Annotated in this window: 18 protein-coding genes and 1 pseudogene; 16 read left to right on the top strand and 3 right to left on the bottom strand. The window is 58.1% G+C overall.

Annotation, left to right across the window (positions count from 1 at the left end; genetic code table 11):
- The first annotated feature begins 41 nt into the window (after nucleotides 1–41).
- The 11 genes from arfA (at nucleotide 42) to AK2_RS11245 (ending at nucleotide 13,925) form a co-directional block, all read left to right on the top strand.
- A complete protein-coding gene (gene arfA, locus AK2_RS11295) occupies nucleotides 42–1,550 on the top strand; it encodes an arabinosylfuranosidase ArfA (RefSeq protein ID WP_067934431.1) in 1,509 nt (502 codons plus the stop codon).
- A 145-nt stretch (nucleotides 1,551–1,695) separates the two neighbouring features.
- The gene (locus tag AK2_RS11290) at nucleotides 1,696–3,633 is read left to right on the top strand and encodes a glycoside hydrolase family 127 protein (protein ID WP_067934429.1); all 1,938 of its coding nucleotides are present in this window, start codon (nucleotides 1,696–1,698) and stop codon (nucleotides 3,631–3,633) included.
- A 493-nt stretch (nucleotides 3,634–4,126) separates the two neighbouring features.
- Nucleotides 4,127–5,062: a ubiquinol oxidase subunit II gene (locus tag AK2_RS11285; RefSeq protein ID WP_083521123.1), complete on the top strand. Its 936-nt coding sequence runs from the start codon at nucleotides 4,127–4,129 to the stop codon at nucleotides 5,060–5,062.
- 90 nt (nucleotides 5,063–5,152) lie between these two features.
- Nucleotides 5,153–7,123, top strand: a complete 1,971-nt coding sequence (locus tag AK2_RS11280; RefSeq protein WP_067934427.1) for a cbb3-type cytochrome c oxidase subunit I — start codon at nucleotides 5,153–5,155, stop codon at nucleotides 7,121–7,123.
- A gap of 3 nt (nucleotides 7,124–7,126) precedes the next feature.
- Complete coding sequence (locus AK2_RS11275; protein WP_067934424.1) at nucleotides 7,127–7,759, top strand: cytochrome (ubi)quinol oxidase subunit III; 633 nt, start codon at nucleotides 7,127–7,129, stop codon at nucleotides 7,757–7,759.
- 1 nt (nucleotide 7,760) lies between these two features.
- Nucleotides 7,761–8,096 carry a cytochrome C oxidase subunit IV family protein gene (locus tag AK2_RS11270; protein ID WP_067934422.1) on the top strand — a complete coding sequence of 112 codons (336 nt, stop codon included), beginning with the start codon at nucleotides 7,761–7,763 and terminating at the stop codon, nucleotides 8,094–8,096.
- 22 nt (nucleotides 8,097–8,118) lie between these two features.
- A complete protein-coding gene (locus AK2_RS11265) occupies nucleotides 8,119–9,036 on the top strand; it encodes a heme o synthase (protein WP_083521138.1) in 918 nt (305 codons plus the stop codon).
- Nucleotides 9,037–9,049: 13 nt separating this feature from the next.
- Nucleotides 9,050–10,051 (top strand): COX15/CtaA family protein, encoded by a 1,002-nt coding sequence (locus AK2_RS11260; protein WP_067934420.1) that lies wholly within the window; start codon nucleotides 9,050–9,052, stop codon nucleotides 10,049–10,051.
- Nucleotides 10,052–10,429: 378 nt separating this feature from the next.
- Nucleotides 10,430–11,683 carry an FAD-dependent monooxygenase gene (locus tag AK2_RS11255; protein WP_083521122.1) on the top strand — a complete coding sequence of 418 codons (1,254 nt, stop codon included), beginning with the start codon at nucleotides 10,430–10,432 and terminating at the stop codon, nucleotides 11,681–11,683.
- 22 nt (nucleotides 11,684–11,705) lie between these two features.
- The gene (locus tag AK2_RS11250) at nucleotides 11,706–12,953 is read left to right on the top strand and encodes an MFS transporter (RefSeq protein ID WP_067934415.1); all 1,248 of its coding nucleotides are present in this window, start codon (nucleotides 11,706–11,708) and stop codon (nucleotides 12,951–12,953) included.
- Nucleotides 12,954–13,082: 129 nt separating this feature from the next.
- On the top strand, nucleotides 13,083–13,925 hold the full coding sequence (locus AK2_RS11245; RefSeq protein ID WP_157076317.1) for an IclR family transcriptional regulator: 843 nt from the start codon (nucleotides 13,083–13,085) through the stop codon (nucleotides 13,923–13,925).
- 301 nt (nucleotides 13,926–14,226) lie between these two features.
- On the opposite strand, the gene AK2_RS11240 is transcribed toward AK2_RS11245, so the two are convergent.
- Entirely contained in the window at nucleotides 14,227–15,126 is a 900-nt protein-coding gene (locus tag AK2_RS11240; protein WP_067934411.1) for a LysR family transcriptional regulator, read from the bottom strand.
- A 174-nt stretch (nucleotides 15,127–15,300) separates the two neighbouring features.
- Between AK2_RS11240 and AK2_RS11235 the strand changes: the two genes are divergently transcribed.
- The 3 genes from AK2_RS11235 (at nucleotide 15,301) to AK2_RS11225 (ending at nucleotide 18,483) form a co-directional block, all read left to right on the top strand.
- Nucleotides 15,301–16,587, top strand: a complete 1,287-nt coding sequence (locus AK2_RS11235) for an MFS transporter (RefSeq protein ID WP_067934409.1) — start codon at nucleotides 15,301–15,303, stop codon at nucleotides 16,585–16,587.
- Between the two features lie 168 nt (nucleotides 16,588–16,755).
- On the top strand, nucleotides 16,756–17,751 hold the full coding sequence (locus tag AK2_RS11230; protein WP_067934406.1) for a substrate-binding domain-containing protein: 996 nt from the start codon (nucleotides 16,756–16,758) through the stop codon (nucleotides 17,749–17,751).
- A gap of 12 nt (nucleotides 17,752–17,763) precedes the next feature.
- On the top strand, nucleotides 17,764–18,483 hold the full coding sequence (locus AK2_RS11225; RefSeq protein ID WP_067934404.1) for a class II aldolase/adducin family protein: 720 nt from the start codon (nucleotides 17,764–17,766) through the stop codon (nucleotides 18,481–18,483).
- Between the two features lie 212 nt (nucleotides 18,484–18,695).
- On the opposite strand, the pseudogene AK2_RS17485 reads toward AK2_RS11225, so the two are convergent.
- Together AK2_RS17485 and AK2_RS11220 are read right to left on the bottom strand one after the other, a co-directional pair.
- Nucleotides 18,696–19,043, bottom strand: a pseudogene (locus tag AK2_RS17485) (transposase); the annotation flags it as partial.
- Nucleotides 19,044–19,383: 340 nt separating this feature from the next.
- Complete coding sequence (locus AK2_RS11220; RefSeq protein ID WP_067934402.1) at nucleotides 19,384–20,325, bottom strand: LysR family transcriptional regulator; 942 nt, start codon at nucleotides 20,323–20,325, stop codon at nucleotides 19,384–19,386.
- Nucleotides 20,326–20,570: 245 nt separating this feature from the next.
- Between AK2_RS11220 and AK2_RS11215 the strand changes: the two genes are divergently transcribed.
- Nucleotides 20,571–21,812 (top strand): Gfo/Idh/MocA family protein, encoded by a 1,242-nt coding sequence (locus tag AK2_RS11215; protein WP_083521119.1) that lies wholly within the window; start codon nucleotides 20,571–20,573, stop codon nucleotides 21,810–21,812.
- On the top strand, nucleotides 21,790–23,040 hold the full coding sequence (locus AK2_RS11210; RefSeq protein WP_067934400.1) for an aromatic ring-hydroxylating dioxygenase subunit alpha: 1,251 nt from the start codon (nucleotides 21,790–21,792) through the stop codon (nucleotides 23,038–23,040). Before AK2_RS11215 ends, AK2_RS11210 begins: the two co-directional genes overlap by 23 nt.
- Nucleotides 23,041–23,113: the final 73 nt, after the last annotated feature.

Below are 23,113 nucleotides of genomic sequence, written 5' to 3'. Positions count from 1 at the left end.
CATGGTTCCTCAGAGACCATCAATACAGGAGTGGTGACATCATGACAAAAGAAAAAGCTACGATTACCCTCGATTCCTACTACGTCCTGTCGGACGTGGATGCGCGTATTTACGGTTCCTTCATTGAACACCTGGGCCGAGCCGTTTATGGAGGCATTTACGAACCAGGACATCCCACGGCGAACGAGCAGGGGTTCCGTCAGGACGTGGCCGATATGGTGCGGGAACTGAAGGTTCCCATCGTCCGCTACCCGGGCGGAAACTTTGTTTCCGGGTACAACTGGGAGGACGGTGTGGGTCCAGTCGAAAACCGTCCAGCCCGTCTCGATCTCGCCTGGCGCTCGACGGAATCCAACCGGGTCGGCACGAACGAGTTTGTCGATTGGGCCCGCCTGGTCGGGGCCGACGTGATGATGGCGGTCAACCTGGGGACGCGCGGCATCGACGCCGCCCGCAACCTGGTGGAGTATTGCAATCACCCGTCCGGATCGTATTGGAGTGACTTGCGCGTCTCGCATGGCTACCGAAATCCGCACGACATCAAGGTGTGGTGCCTGGGCAACGAGATGGATGGGCCATGGCAGATTGGCCACAAGACGGCGGACGAGTATGGTCGCCTGGCGGTCGAGACGGCGAAAGCGATGAAGTGGGTGGACCCTGACATTGAACTGGTCGCCTGCGGCAGCTCCAATCGCCATATGGCCACATTCCCGGAGTGGGAGCGCATCGTCCTCGACCACACCTACGAGCATGTAGAGTACATCTCCATGCACACCTACTACGGCAACCGCGACGGGGACACGCCCAACTTCCTCGCCCAGTCGCTCGACATGGACGAATTCATCAAGACGGTGGTGGCCGCTTGCGATTACATCAAGGCGAAGAAGCGCAGCAAGAAGACGATGTATCTCTCCTTTGACGAATGGAACGTCTGGTTCCACTCCAACGAGGCGGATAAGCAGATTACCCCGTGGACGGTGGCGCCGCCACTCCTGGAGGACATCTACACCATGGAGGACGCGCTGTTGGTCGGCGCTATGCTTATCACACTGCTCAAACACGCCGACAGGGTGAAGATGGCGTGTCTGGCGCAGCTGGTGAACGTGATTGCGCCTATCATGACGGAGAACGGCGGGGCGGCGTGGAAGCAGACGATTTATTACCCGTACTTGCACGCATCGGTGTATGGGCGGGGAACGGTCCTGCAAACGTTGGTGGACAGCCCAAAGTACGACAGCAAGGACTTTACTGATGTGCCATACGTGGACGCGGTGGCGGTGTGGAATCAGGATGGGGGCGAGGTGACGCTGTTCGCGGTCAACCGCAACCTCACGGAATCAATCCCGCTTGAGTGCCGGCTTGGCAGCTTCGCCGGCTATCGGGTGGTGGAGCACCTGGTGTTGCGCCACGACGACCTGAAGGCGAAGAATACGAGCGACAACCCAAACAACGTGGTGCCGATTGCCGTCAACCGCACGTCGCTCGACGGTGATGTCCTGCAGGCTGATTTACAACCGGCATCATGGAATGTGATTCGGTTGGCACGGTGACCCTGCGTCGGTGACTGTGAACTCAAAAGCCGCGGTGACATGTCTGATACATCGTGCCGCGGCTTTGCTGATTACAGTACCCACCCGGGCAATAACGCGCTCTATTGTGGCATGTGTGGAGCGTCACGAAAGGCAAGTGAGTGAAATGGCGGCGACCATCTGCGCCAATCAAGTCTCCGCCCGCATCCAAGACCCGTTCTGGTCCCCCAGACAGGCGCTCGTCCGCGACGTGGTCATCCCCTATCAGTGGCAGGCGCTCAATGACCAGGTGCCGGACGTGGAACCTAGCCACACTATCGAGAACTTCCGTATCGCCGCGGGTGAGGCGGAAGGTGAATATTACGGCATGGTGTTCCAGGACAGCGATCTCTACAAATGGCTGGAGGCGGTCGGCCACACGCTGGCGAACGAACGGGACGAAGAGCTGGAAAGGAAGGCGGACGAGGCCATTGACCTGCTGGCCCGGGCGCAGCAGCCGGACGGCTACTTGAACACGCACTACACGCTGACCAAGCCGGACAAGCGCTGGACCAACCTTCGCGACGATCACGAGCTGTACTGCGCGGGCCACCTGATTGAGGCGGCGGTGGCGTATTACCAGGCCACAGGCAAGCGCAAGCTGCTGGACATTGCGTGCCGCTTCGCCGACTATATCAACCGGGTGTTTGGCCACGGGCCTGGGAAGATTCCGGGCTATCCGGGGCATGAGGAAATCGAGCTGGCGCTGATTAAGCTCTACCGCACGACCGGCAACAGGACGTATCTCGACCTCGCCCTGTACTTCATCGAGGAGCGGGGGCGGCAGCCGCACTATTTCCAAATCGAGGCGGAGAAGCGCGGGGAGACGACCCCATTCCGGTTCGGGTTTGAGTATTCGCAGTCGCACCTGCCCATCCGCGAGCAGACGGAGGCCATCGGCCACGCAGTGCGGGCGATGTATTTCTACACGGCGGTGGCCGACGCGGCGCGGGAGACCGGGGACGTGTCGTTGCTTGACGCGTGTCGGCGGCTTTGGAACAGCGTCGTGCAGAAGAAGATGTATGTCACCGGAGGCATCGGGTCATCCGCGGACAATGGGGAGGCGTTCACCACCGATTACGACCTGCCCAATGACACCGCCTACACCGAGACGTGCGCGGCGATTGGTTTGGTGTTTTTCGCCCAACGTATGCTTCAGGCTGAACCTCGACGCGAATACGCGGACGTGATGGAGCGGGCGTTGTTCAACGGCGTGCTCGCCGGGATGTCGCTCGACGGGCGCCGCTACTTCTACGTGAATCCGTTGGAGGTGTGGCCGTCCGCCTGCGACTACCGGGCCGACATGCACAGCGTCAAATACGAGCGCCAGGGGTGGTTTGGCTGCGCCTGCTGCCCGCCTAACATCGCCCGGCTCCTGGCCTCATTGGGGCAGTACTTGTACACCACAGACGCCGCCAAGGAGACTATTTATGCGCATTTGTACATCGGATCGAGCGTGAGTGTCGAGGTTGCCGGCGGCAAGCAGGTGACACTGGTGCAGGAGTCGCAGCTGCCCTGGCAGGGGCGGATCCGCCTCACCGTCCACCTAGACGATCCGGCCGCGTTCACGCTGGCGCTGCGTCTGCCTGGGTGGTGCCTTACCCCGGCGCTACGGGTGAACGGCGAGACGGTCGATCCGGCCGACGCCGCAGACGGGTACGCGCGCCTGAATCGCACATGGGCGTCCGGCGACGTGATTGAGCTGGACCTGCCGATGCAGCCGCTGCGCATATATCCGCACCCGGAGCTGCGCGAGGACGCGGGCAAGGTGGCGCTGCAATACGGGCCCATCGTGTACTGCTTGGAAGAGGCGGACAATGGGGCGAATCTGCGCGACCTCACGCTGCCGCGGGAGGCGGCGATTGCGGCTAAGTACGAGCCCGACCTGCTGGGCGGGGTGGTCGTGCTGGAGAGCACCGGGTACAAATCGGCTGCGCCGGCCGGCGCGGCGCTCTATTCGTACGAGCCGCCCTCGCGCGAGGAGACCCGCATTCGGGCCATCCCGTACTACGCTTGGGCCAACCGCGGACCGGGCGAGATGACGGTCTGGATTCGCGAGGCGTAGCCCGCCGCTCCTAGGTTTGAGAGACGGTTTCAAATCCGCCTCCTCAATCCGCGTCTGCATCGACGTGTATTCTTGCTGTGTCTCACTCAACATGAAAAAGAGAGTCGAAGGCGGCATCCTTCGACTCCTGGGCACCACGCCTTGAGCGTCCCCGCCTGCAAGTGTGCAAGTGACCGCCCCAGCGGCGTTAATCGACATGGGGCGGTTACTTGCGTACGCTCTTTTATGCGTATGTCCCTAGCGATTCTCCCTTCATCCCTCGTGCCTTCAGTCTCTTTTATCCCCTTCCTTTGTACTAGTCCGACCACGCAAAGCAGATGCACCACTCCGACTGGTCTCCTTGTGCGCCGCGAAATGCGCGTTTTGTGGCTTATGGGAGAGGGGTTCCGCAACTACGATGACACTGTAACGGTCTCGACCGGTCGAGAGAGGCGGCGACGAGGCTGTTCAGCAGCTGATCCATCACACCTTTGTCGGGAAAGGGGAGGAGAGAATGGACAGGCGCAAGACGCGTCGTCGGGCGGGGCAGGCTGGTCTGCTTGCGGTGGCCATGGCCGTGCTCCTGTCGGGCTGCAGTCCCGAGTACATGGTGCTGCACCCGGTCGGACCCGTGGGCCGGCAGGAACTGCACCTGATTATGCTCTCGACGGTGCTCGTACTCATTGTCATTGTGCCCGTGTTCTTGCTCATGTTCTACATCGTCTGGCGGTATCGCGACAAGCCGGACAACAAAGCACAGTACCAGCCCCATTGGGCTCACAGCAAAGTCCTGGAATTCGTGTGGTGGGGGATACCCATTGTGGTGGTGGGGATTCTCGGGGCGGCGACTGTGAAAACCACGTACGCGCTCGTCAAGCCTCCGGAGAACAACGTGAAGCCGCTGACGGTGGAGGTGGTGTCACTCGACTGGAAGTGGCTCTTCCTGTACCCGGATCAGCACGTGGCGACGGTGAACTACTGCAAGATCCCAACGGGCGTGCCGGTGCAGTTTGAACTCACATCGGACGCGCCGATGAACTCCTTCTGGGTGCCGCAACTCGGCGGCCAGGAGTACACGATGCCGGGGATGTCGATGCGGCTATGGTTGCAGGCGGACGAGGCAGGCACCTACTACGGTCACGGCGCCAACTTTACCGGCGAAGGGTTTGCTCACGACCAGTTCCGCGTGGTAGCGGTCGGTGACGAAAACTTCAACAGTTGGGTGCAGCAAACCAAACAGTCTTACCCGGCTCTGACGCAGGCTGGATACGCGAAGTTGAAGAAACCGAGCGTCATGGGGGAGGCCACCTACTCTGCGTTCCCGAAGGGGCTGTTCAACGCCACGGTGTGGGCGGACGGCGGCCAGTACATGCCGGGCATGTTCAAAGACGTACCGGGCGGTAAGCCGGACAAGGGCATGTCGGACCAAGGCATGTCGGACGGTATGTAACACAGTTGGGAACGCGACCGGCAAGCCATGACCCCGTGAGGAGACGGGACGAAGGGCAGAGATTGGAACCAGAAGGAGCGTGAACGAGAGATGTGGGAGGCAATACGCCACTTCGGCGATACCTACCTGATGTGGCGCGAGGGGCCGCTGATTTGGGGTTCAGACGTGCTCATCCTCTTGACCATCATCGGTATTGTCTTCGCCTTGACCTACCTGAAGAAGTGGAAGTGGCTGTGGCGCGAGTGGTTGACCACGGTGGACCACAAGAAAATCGGCATCATGTACCTGGTGTGCGCGCTCTTGATGTTCTTCCGTGGCGGGGTCGACGCGCTGCTCATACGCACGCAGTTGGCGGAGCCGAACAATCATTTTCTGGACGCGGAGCATTACGACCAGATCTTCACGACGCACGGCACCATCATGATCTTGTTCATGGCCATGCCGTTCATCTTCGCCTTGTTCAACATCGCGGTGCCGCTGCAAATCGGCGCGCGCGACGTGGCGTTTCCATACTTGAACGCCATCAGCTTCTGGCTGTTCTTTTTTGCCGCGTTTTTGTTCAACATCTCCTTTGTGTTTGGCGGATCGCCCGACGCGGGCTGGACCAGTTATCCGCCACTGACGGAGCTTGGCTTTGACAAAGGGCCGGGCGAGAATTACTACCTGGTGTCGTTGTTGATTTCTGGCATTGGGACGCTGGGCACAGGCATCAATTTCATCGCCACCATCCTCAAGATGCGGGCTCCGGGCATGACGATGATGAAGGTGCCGCTGTTCTCGTGGGCGGTGCTGGCCTCGAGCATCGTCATCCTGACGGCGTTCCCGGCACTGAATGTGGCGTTGGCGCTGCTCTTGTTTGACCGCCTGTTCGGCGCGCACTTCTTCACGATTGCGCAGGGCGGCAACCCGATGATGTTCATCAACCTGTTCTGGGTCTGGGGTCACCCGGAGGTGTACATCGTCGTCCTGGTGGCGTTTGGCGTCTACTCAGAAGTGGTGGCCACCTTCTCGCGCAAGGAGATCTTCGGCTACAAGTCGATGGTGGCCTCGCTCATGGCCATCACCGTCATCGGCGATTTGACCTGGGTGCACCACTTTTTCACCATGGGAGCCGGGCCGGACGTGAACAGCTTCTTCGCTGTGTCGACGATGGCCGTGGGCATCCCCACAGGTGTCAAGATGTTCAACTGGCTGTTCACGATGTATCGCGGGCGGATTCGCCTGACCTTGCCGATGCTGTGGACGCTGGCGTTCATCGTCTGCTTCGCGATTGCGGGGGCCACGGGCGTCATGCTGGCGGCCGCGCCAGCCGATTACCAGTACCACAACAGCTACTTCCTGGTTGCCCACTTCCACCAGGCGCTCATCGGCGGCGTCGTCTTCGGGATGCTGGCCGGCATGTACTACTGGTGGCCGAAAATGTTTGGCTTTCAACTGGATGAACGGATTGGCCGCTGGGCGTTCTGGCTGTTCAACATCGGTTTTTACGTCTGCTTCATGCCGCAGTACGCCCTCGGGTTCATGGGTATGCAGCGCCGCATGTACACCTATCCGGCCGATCTCGGTTGGGGCACGCTCAACTTCATCTCCACCATCGGCGCCTACATCATGGGACTTGGCTTCCTGTTCATCGTTGTGCAGGTGTTGTACAGCATCAAGTACGGCAAGCGCGACGTGACCGGCGACATCTGGGATGCTCGCACATTGGAGTGGTCGCTGCCGTCGCCGGTGCCGCACTACAACTTTGCCGTCATCCCGCACGTCACCGACAGGGACATGTGGGCGACGCTGAAGGAGCAGGGCCGGACTGGCGAGTTGCGGCCGGCGGCCAGCGATATCCGTCCCATCCACATGCCCAACAACAGCGCGCGTCCGTTTTTGCTCGGCGTCTGCTTCTTCTTCGCGGGGCTGGGCTTCGTGTTCGAGTGGTACGTCCTGGCTGCCCTGGCGCTCCTGGGTGTCGCGGTTTGCCTGTTGGCCCGCTCGTTTGAACTGCACGACGAACACGACCTCAGCGCGGACGAGATCCGTCGCACTGAGGCGCTGTCCGGGAGGTTGTGAACAATGTCCATCATGACGCTGGAGCGCCCGCGGGCGCATGAGGACGCCGAGGCGAAGACCATTGAGTACAGCCAACCGAGCGAGTCGCTCAAGATCTTCGGTTTCTGGCTGTTCCTGGCCACCGACATGCTGCTGTTTGCCTGCCTGTTCGCGACGTACGTGCTCCTGCACACGCACACCGCCGGCGGGCCGACGGCGCGCACCCTGTTTGATGTGCCCGGGTTTGAAGCGGAGACGTTCATTCTGCTCACCAGCAGTTTCACCGGCGGCATTGCCACATACGAGATGCAGCACCAACGCAGCAAGTCGGTGGCCGTCTGGCTGTTCATCACCATACTGCTGGGTCTGGCCTTCATCGGTTTGGAGGTACAGGAGTTCATCCACGACGTGCACATCGGCGCCACGATGTCGACCAGCGCCTTCCTCTCGGCGTTCTTTACGCTCGTCGGGACGCACGGATGCCACGTGTCGCTGGGTATTGTCTGGATGGCGGCTATCCTGATTCAGGTGCTGCGCTGGGGCATCACGCCGCAGACAGCGCGCAAGGTGTTCAACGTCGGCCTGTACTGGCACTTCCTCGATGTGGTCTGGGTGTTTATCTTCACGGTGGTTTACCTGACGGGGATGGTGATGTGAGATGCAAGCGCACATGGAGATGGGCAAGCCTGTTCAGGCGGGCAAGCCGCAGCACGGCATTGGCCAGTACGTGCTGGGGTACGTGTTGTCCGTCGTGCTGACTCTGGCGGCGCTGTGGGCGGTGTTTGCGCACGGTCTGCACGGCGGCCCGCTCGTCCTCATCCTGTTGGCCCTGGCAGTGCTGCAGATAGGGGTCCAGTTGTTCCTGTTCATGCACATCACCAAAGGGGATGGGCCGCCGGTGCATTCGCTGGCGATCGCGATGGCGTTCTTCTTCACTGTGGTCTTTGTCGCGGGTTCCCTGTGGGCGATGTCGTTCCATTACATGGTGGCCTGAGCCGGAGGGGGTATGGCTTGTGATGACGTCGCGGGTAGCCGCTAACGCGGGGGAAATTCGCGCCTTGCCTGGAGCAGCCGAGCGGCTTCGCGCCTACCTGGAGCTGACGAAGCCGCGGATTTTGGCGCTGCTTCTGTTCACCGAGTTTTGCGCGATGGTCTGGGCCGGCCAGCGGTGGCCCGCGCCCCGGCTTGCTCTTGCCGCACTCGTGGGCCTGGCGCTGACAGCGGGCGGATCGGCGGCCGTCAACATGTGGTATGACCGGGACATCGACGGCATCATGAAGCGCACGGCGAACCGGCCGCTGCCGCAGGGCCTGGTGCCGGCGCGGCACGCGCTGCTGCTCGGGCTGGCGCTCGGTGTGGCGGGAGTGGCCTGGCTGGGGGCCCTGGTCAACGGTCTGTCCGCGCTCCTGGCCGCCGCCGGCTATGTCTATTACGCCGTGGTCTATACGATGGGACTGAAACGCAGCACCCCGCAGAACATCGTCGTGGGCGGCGGTGCCGGCGCTTTTCCCCCGCTTGTCGGTTGGGCGGCGGTGACCGGACACCTCGACTGGCCGGCCTGGGTGATGTTCGGCATCGTCTTTCTCTGGACGCCCTCCCATTTCTGGGGGCTCGCCCTGTACCGCAACTGCGACTATGCCACCGCGGGCATCCCGATGATGCCGACGGTGCGCGGGGCAAAAGCAACGATTATCCAGATGATTGGGTACACGTGTTTGCTGATTGCTGTCTCGGCGTTGCCGTACGCTGCGCTGAGCCATCCCTGGCCGTATGAAGCGGTGGCTCTTGCCTGTGGAGCCGCATTCCTGGCGGCGCACGTGATGCTCTGGCGGACGCAGACTCAGCCGGCGCAGTGGGCGCGGCGCACGTTCTTGCTTTCGCTCGTCTACCTGCCCGTGGTGTTTCTGGCGCTGGCCGCGGCGGCGCTGATGTAAGGAGGAGAGGAGCATGGCGGTAACGTTCGGATCGGCCGGGGCGAAGCCGGGCAGGCGGGCGGGAGATGCGCAGAAGCGTCTGTGGCAACTGAGCTTGGCCGCGTTTCTCTGCGTCTTTTTGGTCAACACGCTGGGCTTTCTCGATACGGTGACCGGATCGGCCCTGGGGTGCGGTCGCAACTGGCCGCTTTGCGACGGACAGCTGGTGCCCAGCCGCTGGTCCTCGGCGGTGGTTATCGAGTATTCGCACAGGCTGGCCGTCCTGCTTGATATGGTGCTGTTTGTTTGGCTCGCCGTGGCCTTGTTGCGTTACGCGCGCAAGAACCGCACCCTGATGCTGTGTCTGGGGCTTCTGTGCGCGGGCATTGTGCTGGAGGCCACCCTTGGCGCTCTGGCGGTCCTGTTTGTCAATCCATCGGCTGTCATGGCGGCCCACGTCACCATTGCCATTTTGTCCTTTGTCGGCACGTTTTTGCTGGTCATCTTCCTGTGGCCGGGCGCGGCCAAAAGGTCTGGTCCAGGGCCCTATCCCGCCGCCATCGCCTCCAGCCCTGAGGCCGCCTCTGTCCAGTCGCTCCGGCTGCGGGTGGCTCGCTGGTCTGTGGGTGCGGCGCTGTACGTGTACGTCGCGCTGTACATCGGCGCTTACGCGGCGAACACCGGATGGGGGGCCTCGTTCAAGGGCTGGCCCATCCCGCTGGAATCACCGGCCCTCTCGGGGGACGCCTTTTGGTTGGACGTGCTTCACCGCAGCGTCGCGCTTGGCATGCTGATACTCGCCGGGTACCTGTGGCGGCTGACGCGGCCGCTCAAAGGGTGGCGGCCGGAGCTGCACACGGCCAGCCGTTGGTTCCTCGTGCTGGTGCTGCTCCAGGCGGTATCCGGCGGCATCCTCATCGCCGCGCACATAGCGCCCTGGGCGTTCCTGCTGCATGTGACCGTGGTTTCGTTCCTGTTTGCGACGGTCTGTTACTTGGCGTTGGCGGCAAGGCGGGAGGGGCGCCACGGGGGATAAGGTTGCTGGACGGATGACGCCCCGCAAACAGTGAAAGCCTGCGGGTGAAACCAGAGTCGAAGGATGCGGCCTTCGGCTATCAAATTGTACGTTCACAAATGTGTGACCATCTACCGATGGTCCTTTTTTTGTGTGCTTATAGGGTTCCACTTTCCTGACGACAGATTCTATAGACTTTTTGTTCCATACCCTCTTGGCGGAGTTGATCTACCGTTTGCTCTTGCCATAAAATAATGAATGTCATTTAGTGATATTATTATATCACTAAATGACATGAAGCTGAGAGACTGGGAAGGGAGATTGCTTCCGACGGCACGGCCAATCCTTGTGCCGATTGAATCCGCTTTCGCCGGGTATTGAACAGGTCCTGGCATAGGTTTGAGTGGGAAATCTACGGTAGAGGAGAGGGTCAAGACGACTACGACGCAAACAGGAGCACTTTTGGTTGTCGGCGGGGGTATTGGGGGGCTGAGCGCGGGCTTGGCTTTGGCTCGCGCCGGGCAGGATGTGTGGGTTTTCGAGAAGGCTCACGAGTTTCGCGAGATTGGCGCGGGCCTGCAATTGGGGCCCAACGCGGTGCGTGTGCTCGATTGGCTCGGGGTCTACGATGCCCTGTCGGAGGTGGCTTTCTTCCCGCATAGATTGGTTCTCTTAGACGCGATTGCCGAACGGGAACTCGGGGTGCTCGACCTCGGAGAGTCTTTCCGTGCGCATTTCGGCTACCCATATCTTGTTGCGCATCGCTCGGACTTGCTCGACGTGCTTCTCCAGGCGTGTAAAGATTCAGAACGCGTGCATTTGCTTCCCAATCACACCGTCGAGCGGGTGGAGAACATTCCCGGCGGTGCGCGTGTGGTTTGTGACAACGGCAATGAGTTTATTGGCAAAGCCGTGATTGCGGCTGATGGTCTGTGGTCGGCGACCAGAGGTCTCATTCACAAAGATGATCCCGTCTGTAAGGGGTATGTCGCCTATCGTGGTACCTTGCCCATCGAACAAGCAACGGAGCACCCGTGGTTGGACGACGTGGTGATGTGGATTGGGCCAGGCATGCATTTTGTGCAATATCCGATTCGTCGGGGAGAATTGTATAACCAAGTTGCGGTGTTTGAAAGTTCTCGATTTTTGAACGGCGAACCCGAGTGGGGAACTCCGGAAGAATTGTTTGAGCATTTCAGCATGTGCGCTCCAAGGGTGAAGGAGGCTCTGCGCAACATTCATACAGACAGGCACTGGGTCATGAATGACCGCGAACCGATTCCAAACTGGACAGATGGCCGCATCACCTTGCTGGGCGACGCGGCTCACCCTATGTACCAGTACATGGCGCAGGGGGCCTGTCAAGCCATTGAGGACGCGGCTTGTCTGGCTGAAGCTGTGAAAGACTTCACACCGGATATGGAGAAAGCGTTTGCTCTCTACCAACAGCAGCGGATTCCACGGACATCCCGCATTCAAACCAGTGTCCGTGTGTGGGGAGACATCATCCACACGCGCGACGCCACGGCGGTCTTGTTGCGCAATACCATCTTGAGCAACCGGGCCCCCGATGACTTTCAGTATGTGGAGTGGATTTATGGTTTTAACCCGCTCCAATCCCCAGCAACAACCCAGACGGCGGATACCGTCTGAGAAATTTCCGAGGAGGGGTTTGATGGTACGCGCGCATACACGGCACTATGAGCTGCGCTTGACTTGGTTTGTCTTTTTGGTCTTGGGGTTCGTCTTCCTGGACCGTATTGCCATTACGTTTCTGTTGCCGATTGCGGCTCCTGAACTCCATCTGAACAACGCGGCCATTGGACAGATCATGATGTGGATGACCCTTGCGTTCGACGCTTCCGCGTTGTGTTTTGGCGCGTTGTCGGATAGGTCGGGAAGGCGCAAAGCTTGGCTGGTGCCGTTTGTTTTGGCGACGTCTGTCTTCTCCGGATTGTCTGCTGTCGCCGCCTCTTTCACCTCTTTGCTGTTGATCCGCCTGCTCAACGGGGCAGGTGAAGGTCCGACGTATCCGCTCGGTGCGGCCATGTTGATGGCTGAATCGGCACCCGAGCGCGTCGGGCGGAATCTTGGCTTCGCGCAAAGTGGCGTTGGACTTATCGGCTTGGCTTTGGGGCCGCTGTTGGTCACCCAACTGGCGGTGCATACCAATTGGCGTTGGGCGTTTCTGTTGGCCAGCGTGCCGAGCTTTGTGCTGGCGTTCGTCTTGATGCGGTGGACACGGGAGGTGCGGTTCGCCAAGGCGTCTTCCACAACCTGGGACTGGCGTGCCTATCAAGAAGCCCTCTCTTATCGCAACGTTTGGGTATGCGTTTTCATGTCCGTTTGTCTCATGGTGGCACTGTGGGTCATGAACATTTTTGCTCCCTTGTTTCTGACCCAGGTGGACCACTTGAGCGAGGCCCAAATGGGGTACGTCATGAGCATCATGGGGCTGGGCGCGTTTTTCTGGGGCTTTCTCGTACCTTTGATTTCCGACTACTGGGGTAGGAAGCCGACCATGATTTTGTTTTCGTTTGTGGCCGTATTGCCACCGCTGGTGATGCACTCGTTCCATGGCGATTGGGTGATGTTGGCTGTACTCGGCTTCTTCTTAAACGTGGTGCAGGGATTGTTCCCCTTATTCATGAACATCGTTCTCATGGAAACGGTTCCAGAGCGGTTAGCCGCGACCGCCAGCGCGCTGAGTATGAGTGTCGGCGAGATGATAGGGGCGGCAGCCACGCCCGCGGTCGCCGGGGCGTTGGCAGATGTCTACGGGCTGCCCATCGTAATGTGGATAGCGGCTGCAGGACCCTTCCTTGCCGCTTTAGTTGGGTTTGCCATGCGGGAATCGAATCTGCGCAAGGTGAAATCTCGCTTGCCGAATGGGGCCAACGTGCCCGCAGTGGAGAGCGAATGAAACGTCCGCACCAGTGAGGGAATCAGGAAATCAGGTTGCGATTTGATGGTAAATTGCTAGGATGAATGTTAAACGGCCCTGTATGGCGTGCGCTTGCCAGAGCGTCATGGTCAGCGGCGGTCATGGACGATGGAGAAGGATATGCGCGAATTACAGATTCACTTGAACCGCTCGGTGGACAGGGCGATTGACATTCTCGACGCATTTACCACGCAGCACCCGGCGCTCACTTTGGACGAGGTCGCCACAGCCACGGGGCTGCCGAAGGCTACCGTCCATCGCATGTTATACACGATGGAGCGCCGGGGACTGGTTTCCTATGACTCTCAAACGGCCCGCTATCGCCTTGGTTTTAAGCTGTTGGAATACGGAGGCATTCTCACATCTACGCTTGATGTCTTGCAAGAGTGCGAGGAGTTGTTGGACAGTTTACAGCGTGACACTCGGCAATCGGTCGTGATGTCCATGCGTGACCATTGCGGCATGATCTACATCTATCGACGCGAGGTCACCGAAGGGCTCAAATACTCGTCGTTTGTCGGGCAGCGCCGACCGCTTCTGTATGGGGTCCTGGGCTGGGTGTTGGCCGCGTATTTGCCAGATGAGCAACTGCGCCGCTGTTTTGAACAACTGTCGGACGAGAACCCATCCTTGCCGGAACCCGTGCGCCGAGGATTGAACCAAGTGAGCGATACCCAGTCACGATTGGCCCGGATCCGTTGTGAAGGCGTGTACTGGGAGATGGATGAAACCATACGGGGAGTTGCCGGCGTGGGGGCCCCCATTTTTGATGTCCGCGGTCGCGTCAATTACGCGGTCGGGGTGCTCGGGCCGACCGTGCACTTGGCCGAGACGATAGCCGAGGTTCGCGGGCGAGTTGTGGAGACGGCACGCGCCATCTCCAGCCGCATGGGGTACGATGGAGAGGGGTTATCCGGGTGTCTGAAGAATGGCGCGCATGGGGATGGTTAGCTCACGAGCTTGTTCGGGACGCATGGGCCGAGGCTGGGCGCCGAGGGCGTGACGGGTGAAGCGAGCCATTGTGCGACGCTTGTCCTAAAAATATGGGGGCGCCAATGGCTGCACCGTTACTTCAAGCCCTAAGGATTCACTTCGGCATTCATTACAGGCTCGGCCGGGACCTTTAGGCTCTCACGTAGGAAATCGACATCGCCTTCTTCGACACAGATCTTGCGAAGCCAGTTTGCGTCATGCGGTTGAGAGCTTTCGGATGCTGATGGGACATGCCCAGTGGTGGTTTGACGTTGGCGCCTTACCTGTAAAGGTTGCCTGAGTGTTGATCTGCGATTGCGGCTAGAACGACCTCCTTGAATTTCGCAGCACTCGCCGATAATTGTCGATCCTCGTATGTGACCATATAGACGGGCCGGTGTGGTAATTCAAAGTCCGATAGTGGGACCTCGACTAATTCTCCCGTTTTCAAATCGTTGACGGCCTCTGAATGGGGCAGAAAGGCAATTCCGATGCCTACCTTAGCGATTTCCCTTGCGATATGTGTTGAGTCCACCTGGATGGCAACCTCATAGCGTGGGTTATCCGTTATATACTCGTTGATGGCTCGCCAAGGGTCCGTGTTGAGGTTGTTCATGATGGTCGGGATTGGGTGCGAAACAAAATTGCCGTGATCGACGTGTGCGTCAACCAGAGTGGGACACCCCACACAGACGATGGACTCGGAGAAAATCCGTTCGTATGACAGCTGAGCATGCGGAAGAAAGGCACTTGCGAATCCGAGATCGATTGTCTGGTCAAGCAACATTTCGTAGACCTGACTGGATGGCACCGTGTATAAGGTGATTGTACTGTCATGATGAGCCCTGAATCGGCGGATGAATTCTGGCAGGAGGTTGTGTGAGATGGTCGGGGAACCGCCGATGGAGAGATTGTCGCGGTAATCCTCCTGGAGCGCTTCTGTCACCCCCCGGGTCAAGATCTTAAGCGTTCGTTCGGCGTAGGGCAGGAACCGCTTGCCTTGTGGCGTCAACGAAACCATCTGGGGACCGCGTTGCAATAAAGGGATTCCCAATTCATCCTCTAGACCCTTGATCCGACGGCTGATCCCTGGTTGCGTGATTTGAAGAAGCTCGGCAGCTTTGCGGAAACTACGAAACTCCACCACTGCGCAAAAGCTCTTGAGTTGCTCCATGTCCATCTTTTGCGCCTCCTTGTTTAATAACAGAATGGAATCAAGACATGCGGATAATTCAATTGTATTATAGCTCAATCATACATACAATAAGGAATACATAGAAAATATGTTTTTTTCGTGGATTCAATCACATGCGTAGAGCCAATCATTCTAGGATGGAAAAGGAGAGTGTAAAGGGTGAATACGACGGTAGTAGATTCGAACCGTGTGCTGCGGACGGAGCGAACGACGTCTATCAGGTGGAAGTACATTGCTCCCACATTATTAGTAATATGGATTATTGGCATGTTCGACAAAATCGGGGTCGCGGTTATCGCTACCAACAAGACCTTTCTGGCAGACATGGGCCTGCTTGGTCACAATGCACTTATTGGCAGTTTAGTGACCATCATGCTCCTTACGTATGGCATTGGGTTTTTCTTTTGGGGACCGCTTGTCGACCGTTGGGGTCCAAGGAATTGTGCGATTGTCGGATTGATTGGCTGGGCTCTTAGCACTTTCTTGGCAGCGGTTTCATCAAACTTTACGGTTCTGATGGTTTCCCGCGGCCTGTTAGGTTTGGCGGAGGGTTTTCTCTGGCCTGTTTCGAATGCGCTTACAGCCCAATGGTTTCCGCTACGAGAAAGGGGCCGCGCCAAAGCGATTTGGATTAACGGGACAAACATTGGACCAGCTCTTGCCGGGTTCTTGGTGATCGGCCTGATGGGTGAATTTCATTGGCGAGGCGTATTCTGGTTTCTCACGGGAGCTGCGCTGATTATCTGTCTGCCAATGGTCTTGATCCTAGTGAAAAACAACCCTGGTGAAGATAAGCGTGTTTCAAAGGCTGAATTGGAACTAATTACTAGTCAACAGGTTAGTATTGCAGAATCTGCGGGCGGAGAAAAAAAGGCCACAGTATCTACAGGCGCATTCTGGCTGATTGTCGTCGCTGAAATCGTCAACGTGTTTGGCGTCTTTGGCCTCATGACATGGTTCCCGACCTACCTGGAGAATGTAAAGCACGTGTCACCGAGCGCGATGAGTACGTATTTACTGCTGGGATTCGGCGTGGCTCTGTTACTCACGATCTGGGTCGGATCGCATACTGACAGGACGCACAAGAAGGCGATCTGGCTTATCTGGGGTTTTATTCTTGGTGCAGTTTCTCTGTTTCTGGCAGCGATAACGGGACCAGCCATTGGTTCTGCTCTCTTCCTTTGTGCATCCATTGCTTTCATCAACGGGATTACGACGCCTATGATCCACGGCGTGATTCACAGCATGTCCTATACGGGATCGATAGGAGGCAACACGGGTGTGATGACAGGTGTCGGCAATACCATTGGCGCCTTTGCTCCGACTATCATGGGTGCGTTGGTGACGGTGGCAAGCGGGCACTATTACCTTGCTTTTGCCTTCTTGATTGGCACATTTTTCATCGCGGCATTGGTCAGCATTCTACCCAATCGTTCTGGCTATTGAAGCGAAGGCGTGCGCGGGTGGACGCGGAGTGGCAGGACTGAATCCAGCCACAGGACATTGATTTACGGAACGTTCCGCACATCAGCGGTGAAACGGGTATTTCTACCTGCAACACACAAAGATCGGCGAACTGTATTCCATAAATATACTATAATGTTGTAGGATGCCATGTCGAAGCTCACTTTATCGTTCGCATGTTGGAATTATGACCGAATCGCCGCCTTGGTTGACGGGACTGTTCAGGTCAAAGGGATTGAACTTAACTACTTAAACATGCCAGTTGAAGAAACATTCTGGCGTATGATGCGTCATCAAGAGTTTGACGTCGCCGAGTTGTCGCTGTCATCTTATTTGATTGCTATCGATCGCGGTTACCCCGAACTCACCGCGATCCCGGTGTTCATGTCCAAGTCGTTTCGCCATTCGAACATATTCATCAACAGGCATGCAGGCATTCGCGAGCCCATTGACCTTGTCGGCAAACGAGTTGGCACACCTGAGTATCAATTGACGGCGTGTTTGTGGGTCCGAGGCATTCTGGAACACGAATATGGCGTCAAGCCCGCGTCCATACACTGGTTTACAGGAGGAGAAGAAACGCCTGGCCGTAAGGAGAAAGTTGAGTTGGATCTGCCCTCCGACATTGACATACAGCCGATTCCTGAAGGTAAAACGTTGAACGGCATGCTGGAGTCCGGTGAAATCGACGCACTCATTGCCCCCAGGGTACCGTCTTGTGTGTTAAATGGCTCGCCGAATGTCGGCAGGCTTTTCCCGAATTACGTGGAGGAAGAAAAACGATACTATAAAAAGACCGGCATCTTCCCGATCATGCACGTGATCGCTCTGAAAAAAGAACTGGTCAACCGGCATCCATGGGTCCCGATGAACTTGTTTAGGGCCTTTGAAGAGGCGAAGCAGGTGGTATACGAAGGGTTCAATCAGACGGCAGCACTGAAAGTAACGTTGCCTTGGTTAAATGAGGAGGTCGCCCGGACGAAACAAATCCTAGGCGAGGATTTCTGGGCGTATGGTGTCGAGAAGAACCTCAGGACACTGGAGACGGCGCTGACTTACTCTTACGAGCAGGGCTTGATCAAGAATAAATTGAAAATTAAGGATCTGTTTGCCGAATCTACCCTGGACGAAGAGTTCATCATTTAGGAGGCTGCAAGAATGGCACAGTCTAAGTCTGAAGCAATTCGTGAACTGGTACTTGCAAATAAGATTTTGAGCGAAGAGAAGGTCCTGTTTGAAGCCTTCGGTCATATCAGTGTGCGCAATCCCGAAAATCCAAATGAATTTCTACTCTCCCGTTCACTTTCGGCCAGCCAGGTAGAGGAAGAGGACATTTATACTTACGATATGGACGCAAACTGTTTGACGCCGACCGACAAGCGATCCTTTGCGGAGCGCGTAATCCACTCCTCAATCTATAAACAGCGACCGGACGTGCAGGCGATCTGCCATAACCACGCCCAGGAATTGATTCCATTCACGGTGCTCGACATACCGTTTAAGCCGGTCTCACACTACGGAGCGCCGTTCTACAAGGGCGTGCCCGTGTATGATGACTATGACGTTTCCGACGGTATGCTCATCAAGAATGAACAAGAAGGTGAACGGGTCGCCCGGGCATTGGCTGATAAGACAGCGCTGTTTCTGAGAGGACACGGCGTAATCGTCGTCGGAGAATCACTGCGCAAATGCGTGATGAACTCGGTTTTCATGAAGATTGACGCCCAGAATCAGTATAATAGTCTTCTCCTTGGCACTCCGAAATATCTCAGTTATGAGGAAGGAAGAACGTGTAACGAGAAGACTTGGAATGGGAACCTTTCCCAGGAACGGGCTTGGAGTTATTGGACTGCCCAGGTCGCCAAGCGCAGCCGATGAGATATACATTGATATACATTAGGGATAGATTCGAAATACCCCTAAAAGGTCGGTGAAGAGACTGCGTTGAACCGCATGGGACACTTGAGTCTCTGGAAGTATCCGTCAAGCCGATAGCGGAAGTTGTTGAGCCAAGACCTATTTTTGCCACCATGGTGTACGGTTCTGAGGCATGCAAGCATCTCCTTGGGCCAACTCCACCCTCTGTGGTAGAACTTGCATAGCCTCTTCATGTTCTGAACGATCGCGGTGAGCAGCGCCTGCTCCTGCGTGCAGTAGCGTGAGGCGACCAGCGGGACAATCCCTTGGACACATAATGCTTCTAGATACTCCGGCGTACCATACGCCTTGTCGGCACATATTGTCCGAATTCGAATCTACGGATGCTGAAAACGAAACGCAGCCAGTCGCCGCAAGCTGACTTTGCGTTCAGCGGTCCCCGATGCCAGACTGGCCCGGGTGAATAAAATGACGCCGGACATCAGGTCTACGACGTTGTGGACCAAGTATCTCAGGTACGCTTCTTGCCCCTTGCTTTTTCGGCATAACCGAGCGTCCGGGACCGGTAGGTCGGTTAAAGTCTCAAGTGGTAGTGTAAACACCCATGCCCCCTTGGGCACAAGTTATGGGGCCTTGATTGGTTTCGGGGGATACAGCTTGGCGTTTGCGTTCCTGGCGGCCTGTTTCCTGGTCGGCACCGTAGGGCACGCAGCGCTCGTCCGTCAGGGGTATTGAACCGCCCACCGGAAAGGTGGCGCGCCGGCGAAGCCTGGCAACTGGCCGTATGGCGCTGCAACGGCGCATCGGCGAGAGGGCCAGAGTGCCGCCTGACGATCTGGGGAATCGGGCTGCCGCAATGGGATATCGCGAAACGAACGAAGAGCAGCCCCTCCTTCTTTTTCATTTCGGTTCCCCCAAATCCGAACTCCTTGGAAACCGCTCCAACAAAAACTCCACAAACCGCTGTACAATGGGCCGACTGCGGTTGTTGTCGAGGGTGACGATGACGCAGTTGAGCGGCGGGTGTCCATCGGGGAAGGGGAACTCCACCAACTGGCCGTTCGCCAGCTCTTGCTGCACGGCGGTGTACGGCAGGAATGCGATGCCAAGTCCACGCTGTACGACGACCTTGATAGATTCGAGGTCTTCCATGCGCAGGCGAATCGTGTAGTCGCCCGCATGAATGCCGAGGCGGTTCAATATCTTTTGGATCAGTTTCCAGTGCGTGGAGTGGGATACGGCCGTGACCAACGGCGCGCGCTGAAACAACGCCTTGTCGATGCGCCGCGGTTCTGTCCAGGGCCGCTCCGCGCTCGAAACTAGGCACCAATGATCATGGCGCAGCCGGGTGGACTGCAGTCCGGGCGGAACCGGTACAGCTTCATCGCTTGTCACTACGCCGACATCGAGGATGCGGTTGAGCACCTGGTTGTAAATCGTCTCCGTGTCCTTGTACACGACGGAGACATCCACGTTCTCGAACGCTTGCACGTATTCGCAGACGACAGACGGTATGAAGTACCGCCCGAATGGCCGGGAGCTGCCGATGGACAAGGATCCATGGTCGGCGTGCATGAAATCGTCGACAGTGGATCTTAATTGGTTTTCGAGCGCCAGCAGGTTGCGGGCGAATTCATAGGTGATTTGGCCGGTTTCCGTCAGCACCAAGCGGTTGCCCCGACGCTCGAACAGCTGGGTGCCGAGGGCCGTCTGGAGGGATTTGACCTGCAGGCTCAGCGCCGGCTGCGTCATCATCAAATGTCTGGCCGTCTCCACGTAGCTGCCGTATTCCACGACTGCGCAGAACAGTTCAAGTTGGTGCAGGCTGAGGTGTTCGGCCATTTTGCACCTCCACGAGGCAGTGTCACTCGTCGTGAACCGGGACGCTGTGTCGTACCATCCTTCAAATGGCTATGAATATAAAGAATCACTTATGATGAAATCACGAAATTTAAATTTGTGCAATACACAGAGTAGCCATAAGATAGAGTCGAGAAAGGGCTTCCATGCACATGCGGATGCCGTGAGGGCAAACCGGGCCTCTTGTAATCGGAACAGGGGATTTTGGGTGTGAGGAGGTGTGGTGGATGAAGAATGTGATTCGCCTCGGCATCGCCGGATTAGGGACGGCCACGCGACAGATGCTTTCGGCCATCTTGCGGCACCCGGCCGTAGAACTCGCGGCTGGAGCGTCGGTGCGGGAGGAAGAGAGAACCGCCTTCCAGCGAGACTTCCAGGTGCCCGTGTACAACGACATCAGCGAGTTGTGTGCGAGGAGCGACCTGGACGCCGTCTATATTTCCACACCGACGCACTTGCACAAGGACCATGTGTTGATTGCGCTGGAGCACGGCAAGCATGTGCTGGTGGAGAAACCCCTGGCCACCCATCTGGACGACGCCAGGGCCATGGTGTCGGCCGCAGCAGCGGCGAACCGTCAGGTGCTGGTGGGCCACTCCCACAGTTACGACCCGCCTGTGCAGGTGATGCGCGACATCATCGCCAGCGGCCGCCTTGGCGCGCTGCGGATGATGCATACCTGGTGCTATAACGACTGGCTGTACCGTCCCCGGCTCGACGAAGAACTGGACACCGCACACGGCGGTGGCGTGACCTTTCGCCAGGGTGCGCACCAGTTTGATATCCTCCGCTATCTCGGCGGCGGCCGTTTGCGGAGCGTCCGTGCGCAGGTTGGCCGCTGGGATCCGTCGCGCCCCACGGAGGGCGCCCACGTGGCGTTCCTCGAGTTCGAGGACGGCGTGGCGGCAACCGCAATTTACAACGGCTATGACCATTTTCATACGAGCGAGTTGACGTTTGGGATTGGCGAGTGGGGGCACCGGGTGTCGGCAGAAGCTTTCGGGGCGCGCCGCCGCCAGTTGCGGGACATCGATCGGACGGACGAGATCAACCTGAAGCGCAGTCAGGCCGGGTACCGTTCACGCGATACGTTGCCCAAGCCGGGAGCGCACCAGCCGTTTTTCGGGATCACGCTGGTCTCCTGCGAGCACGGCGACATTCGCCAGAGCCCGGACGGTCTGCTGGTCTATGGCGAGAACGGAATCGAGGAAATCGCGCTTCCGAAGGATGTCACGCCGCACGACCGGGTCGTGGAGGAGTTGGTCGGCGCGGTGTTGGCCACACAGACCCCGGTGCACACAGCGGCGTGGGGACTGGCCACGCTGGAGGTCTGTCTTGCGGTGCTCGAGTCCGCCAAGAGGCGCGAGGAGGTGGCGCTGCACCACCAAGTAGGTATTGCGGGTTGTGAGGACGCGTCGGGAAATAGCAGATGGGAGGAACGCAAGTATGTTGAGCAAAGAACGCAATGAACTCTTGACGCAGGTGGGGCCGGGCACTCCGATGGGAAACCTGTTCCGACGCTACTGGCTGCCCATCGCGGCAGCTTCGGAACTCAAGGACCAATGGACGAAGAAGGTGCGGCTGTTGGGTGAGGACCTGGTCCTCTACCGGGATCGGAGAGGAAAACTGGGGCTTATTGGCGATCGCTGCGCGCACCGGGGTGTTTCCATGGCCTGCGGGATTCCGGAGCACAACGGGCTTCGCTGCCCATACCACGGCTGGTTGTACGACGGAGACGGCCGCTGCTTGGAACAGCCGAACGAGCCGGATACCAGCACGTTCAAGGACAAGGTGAAGATTCCGGGGTACAAGGTGCAGGAACTGGGCGGCCTGATTTTCGCTTACCTCGGGCCTGAGCCGGCGCCGCTTTTGCCTCGCTACGACCTGTTCGTACGCAAAAACGTGGTTCGCACCATCGGCTACGCCGTGATTCCCTGCAACTGGCTGCAAATCATGGAGAATTCGCTCGACCCGACGCACCTCGAGTGGCTGCACGGGCGTTATTTCCAGTACGTGTTCGAACAGAACGGACGGCCGCAGGAGAGCTGGCCTATCAGCCGCCACCATCAGAAAATCGGCTTCGACGTATTCGAATACGGCATCATTAAGCGGCGTGTGCTGGAAGGACAAACCGAGGATTGCGAGGATTGGGTGGTGGGCCACCCGGTCGTCTTTCCGAACATGCTGCGGGTCGGCGACTACGGCGCGCACTCCTTTCAGATTCGTGTCCCGATGGACGACACGCACACCTACCATATCTGGTATACCTGCTTCGTGCCCAACGAGGGGGTGCAGGTACCCGAGGACTATCCCATCTCCCTCTATGAGGCACCGCTCAAGGACGAACGTGGGAACTTCGTCACGGACTACATTGACGGTCAAGACATGATGAGTTGGGTGACGCAGGGTGAAATTGCTGACCGGACCACGGAGCGTCTTGGCACGTCGGACAAAGGCATCATTCTCTACCGTCAATTGCTTCTGCAGGAGTTGGCCAAGGTGGAACGCGGGGAGGACCCGATGTGCGTCATCCGCGACGAGGCGAAGAACGATGTGATTGTCCTGCCGCAGGAGGAGAACAAGTATGGCGTGGGCGACCTGTTGTCCGGCATCGCGAAGGACTGGAACACACGGTACGCTCCGAACATCGACGAGATCATCCAGATTTGCAAGGGCCGCATGTCGCAAACGGTGTGAGGGGGCGCCGTTGTTGCAGGAAGAAGCCAAAGCAGCACTGGAGTTCGTATGCTACTGCGCCCGCTGCGGGATC

The sequence above is a fragment of the Alicyclobacillus kakegawensis NBRC 103104 genome (assembly GCF_001552655.1).
Lineage (GTDB): Bacteria > Bacillota > Bacilli > Alicyclobacillales > Alicyclobacillaceae > Alicyclobacillus_G > Alicyclobacillus_G kakegawensis.
The sequence above is the reverse complement of the archived record's forward strand: the minus strand, read 5'-3'. Positions and strand labels throughout refer to the sequence as shown.

Excerpts from the sequence above, each read along its gene's own strand:
- arfA (WP_067934431.1), top strand. The coding sequence starts at position 42 with ATGACAAAAGAAAAAGCTACGATTACCCTCGATTCCTACTACGTCCTG.
- AK2_RS11290 (WP_067934429.1), top strand. The coding sequence starts at position 1,696 with ATGGCGGCGACCATCTGCGCCAATCAAGTCTCCGCCCGCATCCAAGAC.
- AK2_RS11285 (WP_083521123.1), top strand. The coding sequence starts at position 4,127 with ATGGACAGGCGCAAGACGCGTCGTCGGGCGGGGCAGGCTGGTCTGCTT.
- AK2_RS11280 (WP_067934427.1), top strand. The coding sequence starts at position 5,153 with ATGTGGGAGGCAATACGCCACTTCGGCGATACCTACCTGATGTGGCGC.
- AK2_RS11275 (WP_067934424.1), top strand. The coding sequence starts at position 7,127 with ATGTCCATCATGACGCTGGAGCGCCCGCGGGCGCATGAGGACGCCGAG.
- AK2_RS11270 (WP_067934422.1), top strand. The coding sequence starts at position 7,761 with ATGCAAGCGCACATGGAGATGGGCAAGCCTGTTCAGGCGGGCAAGCCG.
- AK2_RS11265 (WP_083521138.1), top strand. The coding sequence starts at position 8,119 with ATGACGTCGCGGGTAGCCGCTAACGCGGGGGAAATTCGCGCCTTGCCT.
- AK2_RS11260 (WP_067934420.1), top strand. The coding sequence starts at position 9,050 with ATGGCGGTAACGTTCGGATCGGCCGGGGCGAAGCCGGGCAGGCGGGCG.
- AK2_RS11250 (WP_067934415.1), top strand. The coding sequence starts at position 11,706 with ATGGTACGCGCGCATACACGGCACTATGAGCTGCGCTTGACTTGGTTT.
- AK2_RS11245 (WP_157076317.1), top strand. The coding sequence starts at position 13,083 with ATGGAGAAGGATATGCGCGAATTACAGATTCACTTGAACCGCTCGGTG.
- AK2_RS11240 (WP_067934411.1), bottom strand. The coding sequence starts at position 15,126 with ATGGACATGGAGCAACTCAAGAGCTTTTGCGCAGTGGTGGAGTTTCGT.
- AK2_RS11230 (WP_067934406.1), top strand. The coding sequence starts at position 16,756 with ATGTCGAAGCTCACTTTATCGTTCGCATGTTGGAATTATGACCGAATC.
- AK2_RS11225 (WP_067934404.1), top strand. The coding sequence starts at position 17,764 with ATGGCACAGTCTAAGTCTGAAGCAATTCGTGAACTGGTACTTGCAAAT.
- AK2_RS11220 (WP_067934402.1), bottom strand. The coding sequence starts at position 20,325 with ATGGCCGAACACCTCAGCCTGCACCAACTTGAACTGTTCTGCGCAGTC.
- AK2_RS11215 (WP_083521119.1), top strand. The coding sequence starts at position 20,571 with ATGAAGAATGTGATTCGCCTCGGCATCGCCGGATTAGGGACGGCCACG.
- AK2_RS11210 (WP_067934400.1), top strand. The coding sequence starts at position 21,790 with ATGTTGAGCAAAGAACGCAATGAACTCTTGACGCAGGTGGGGCCGGGC.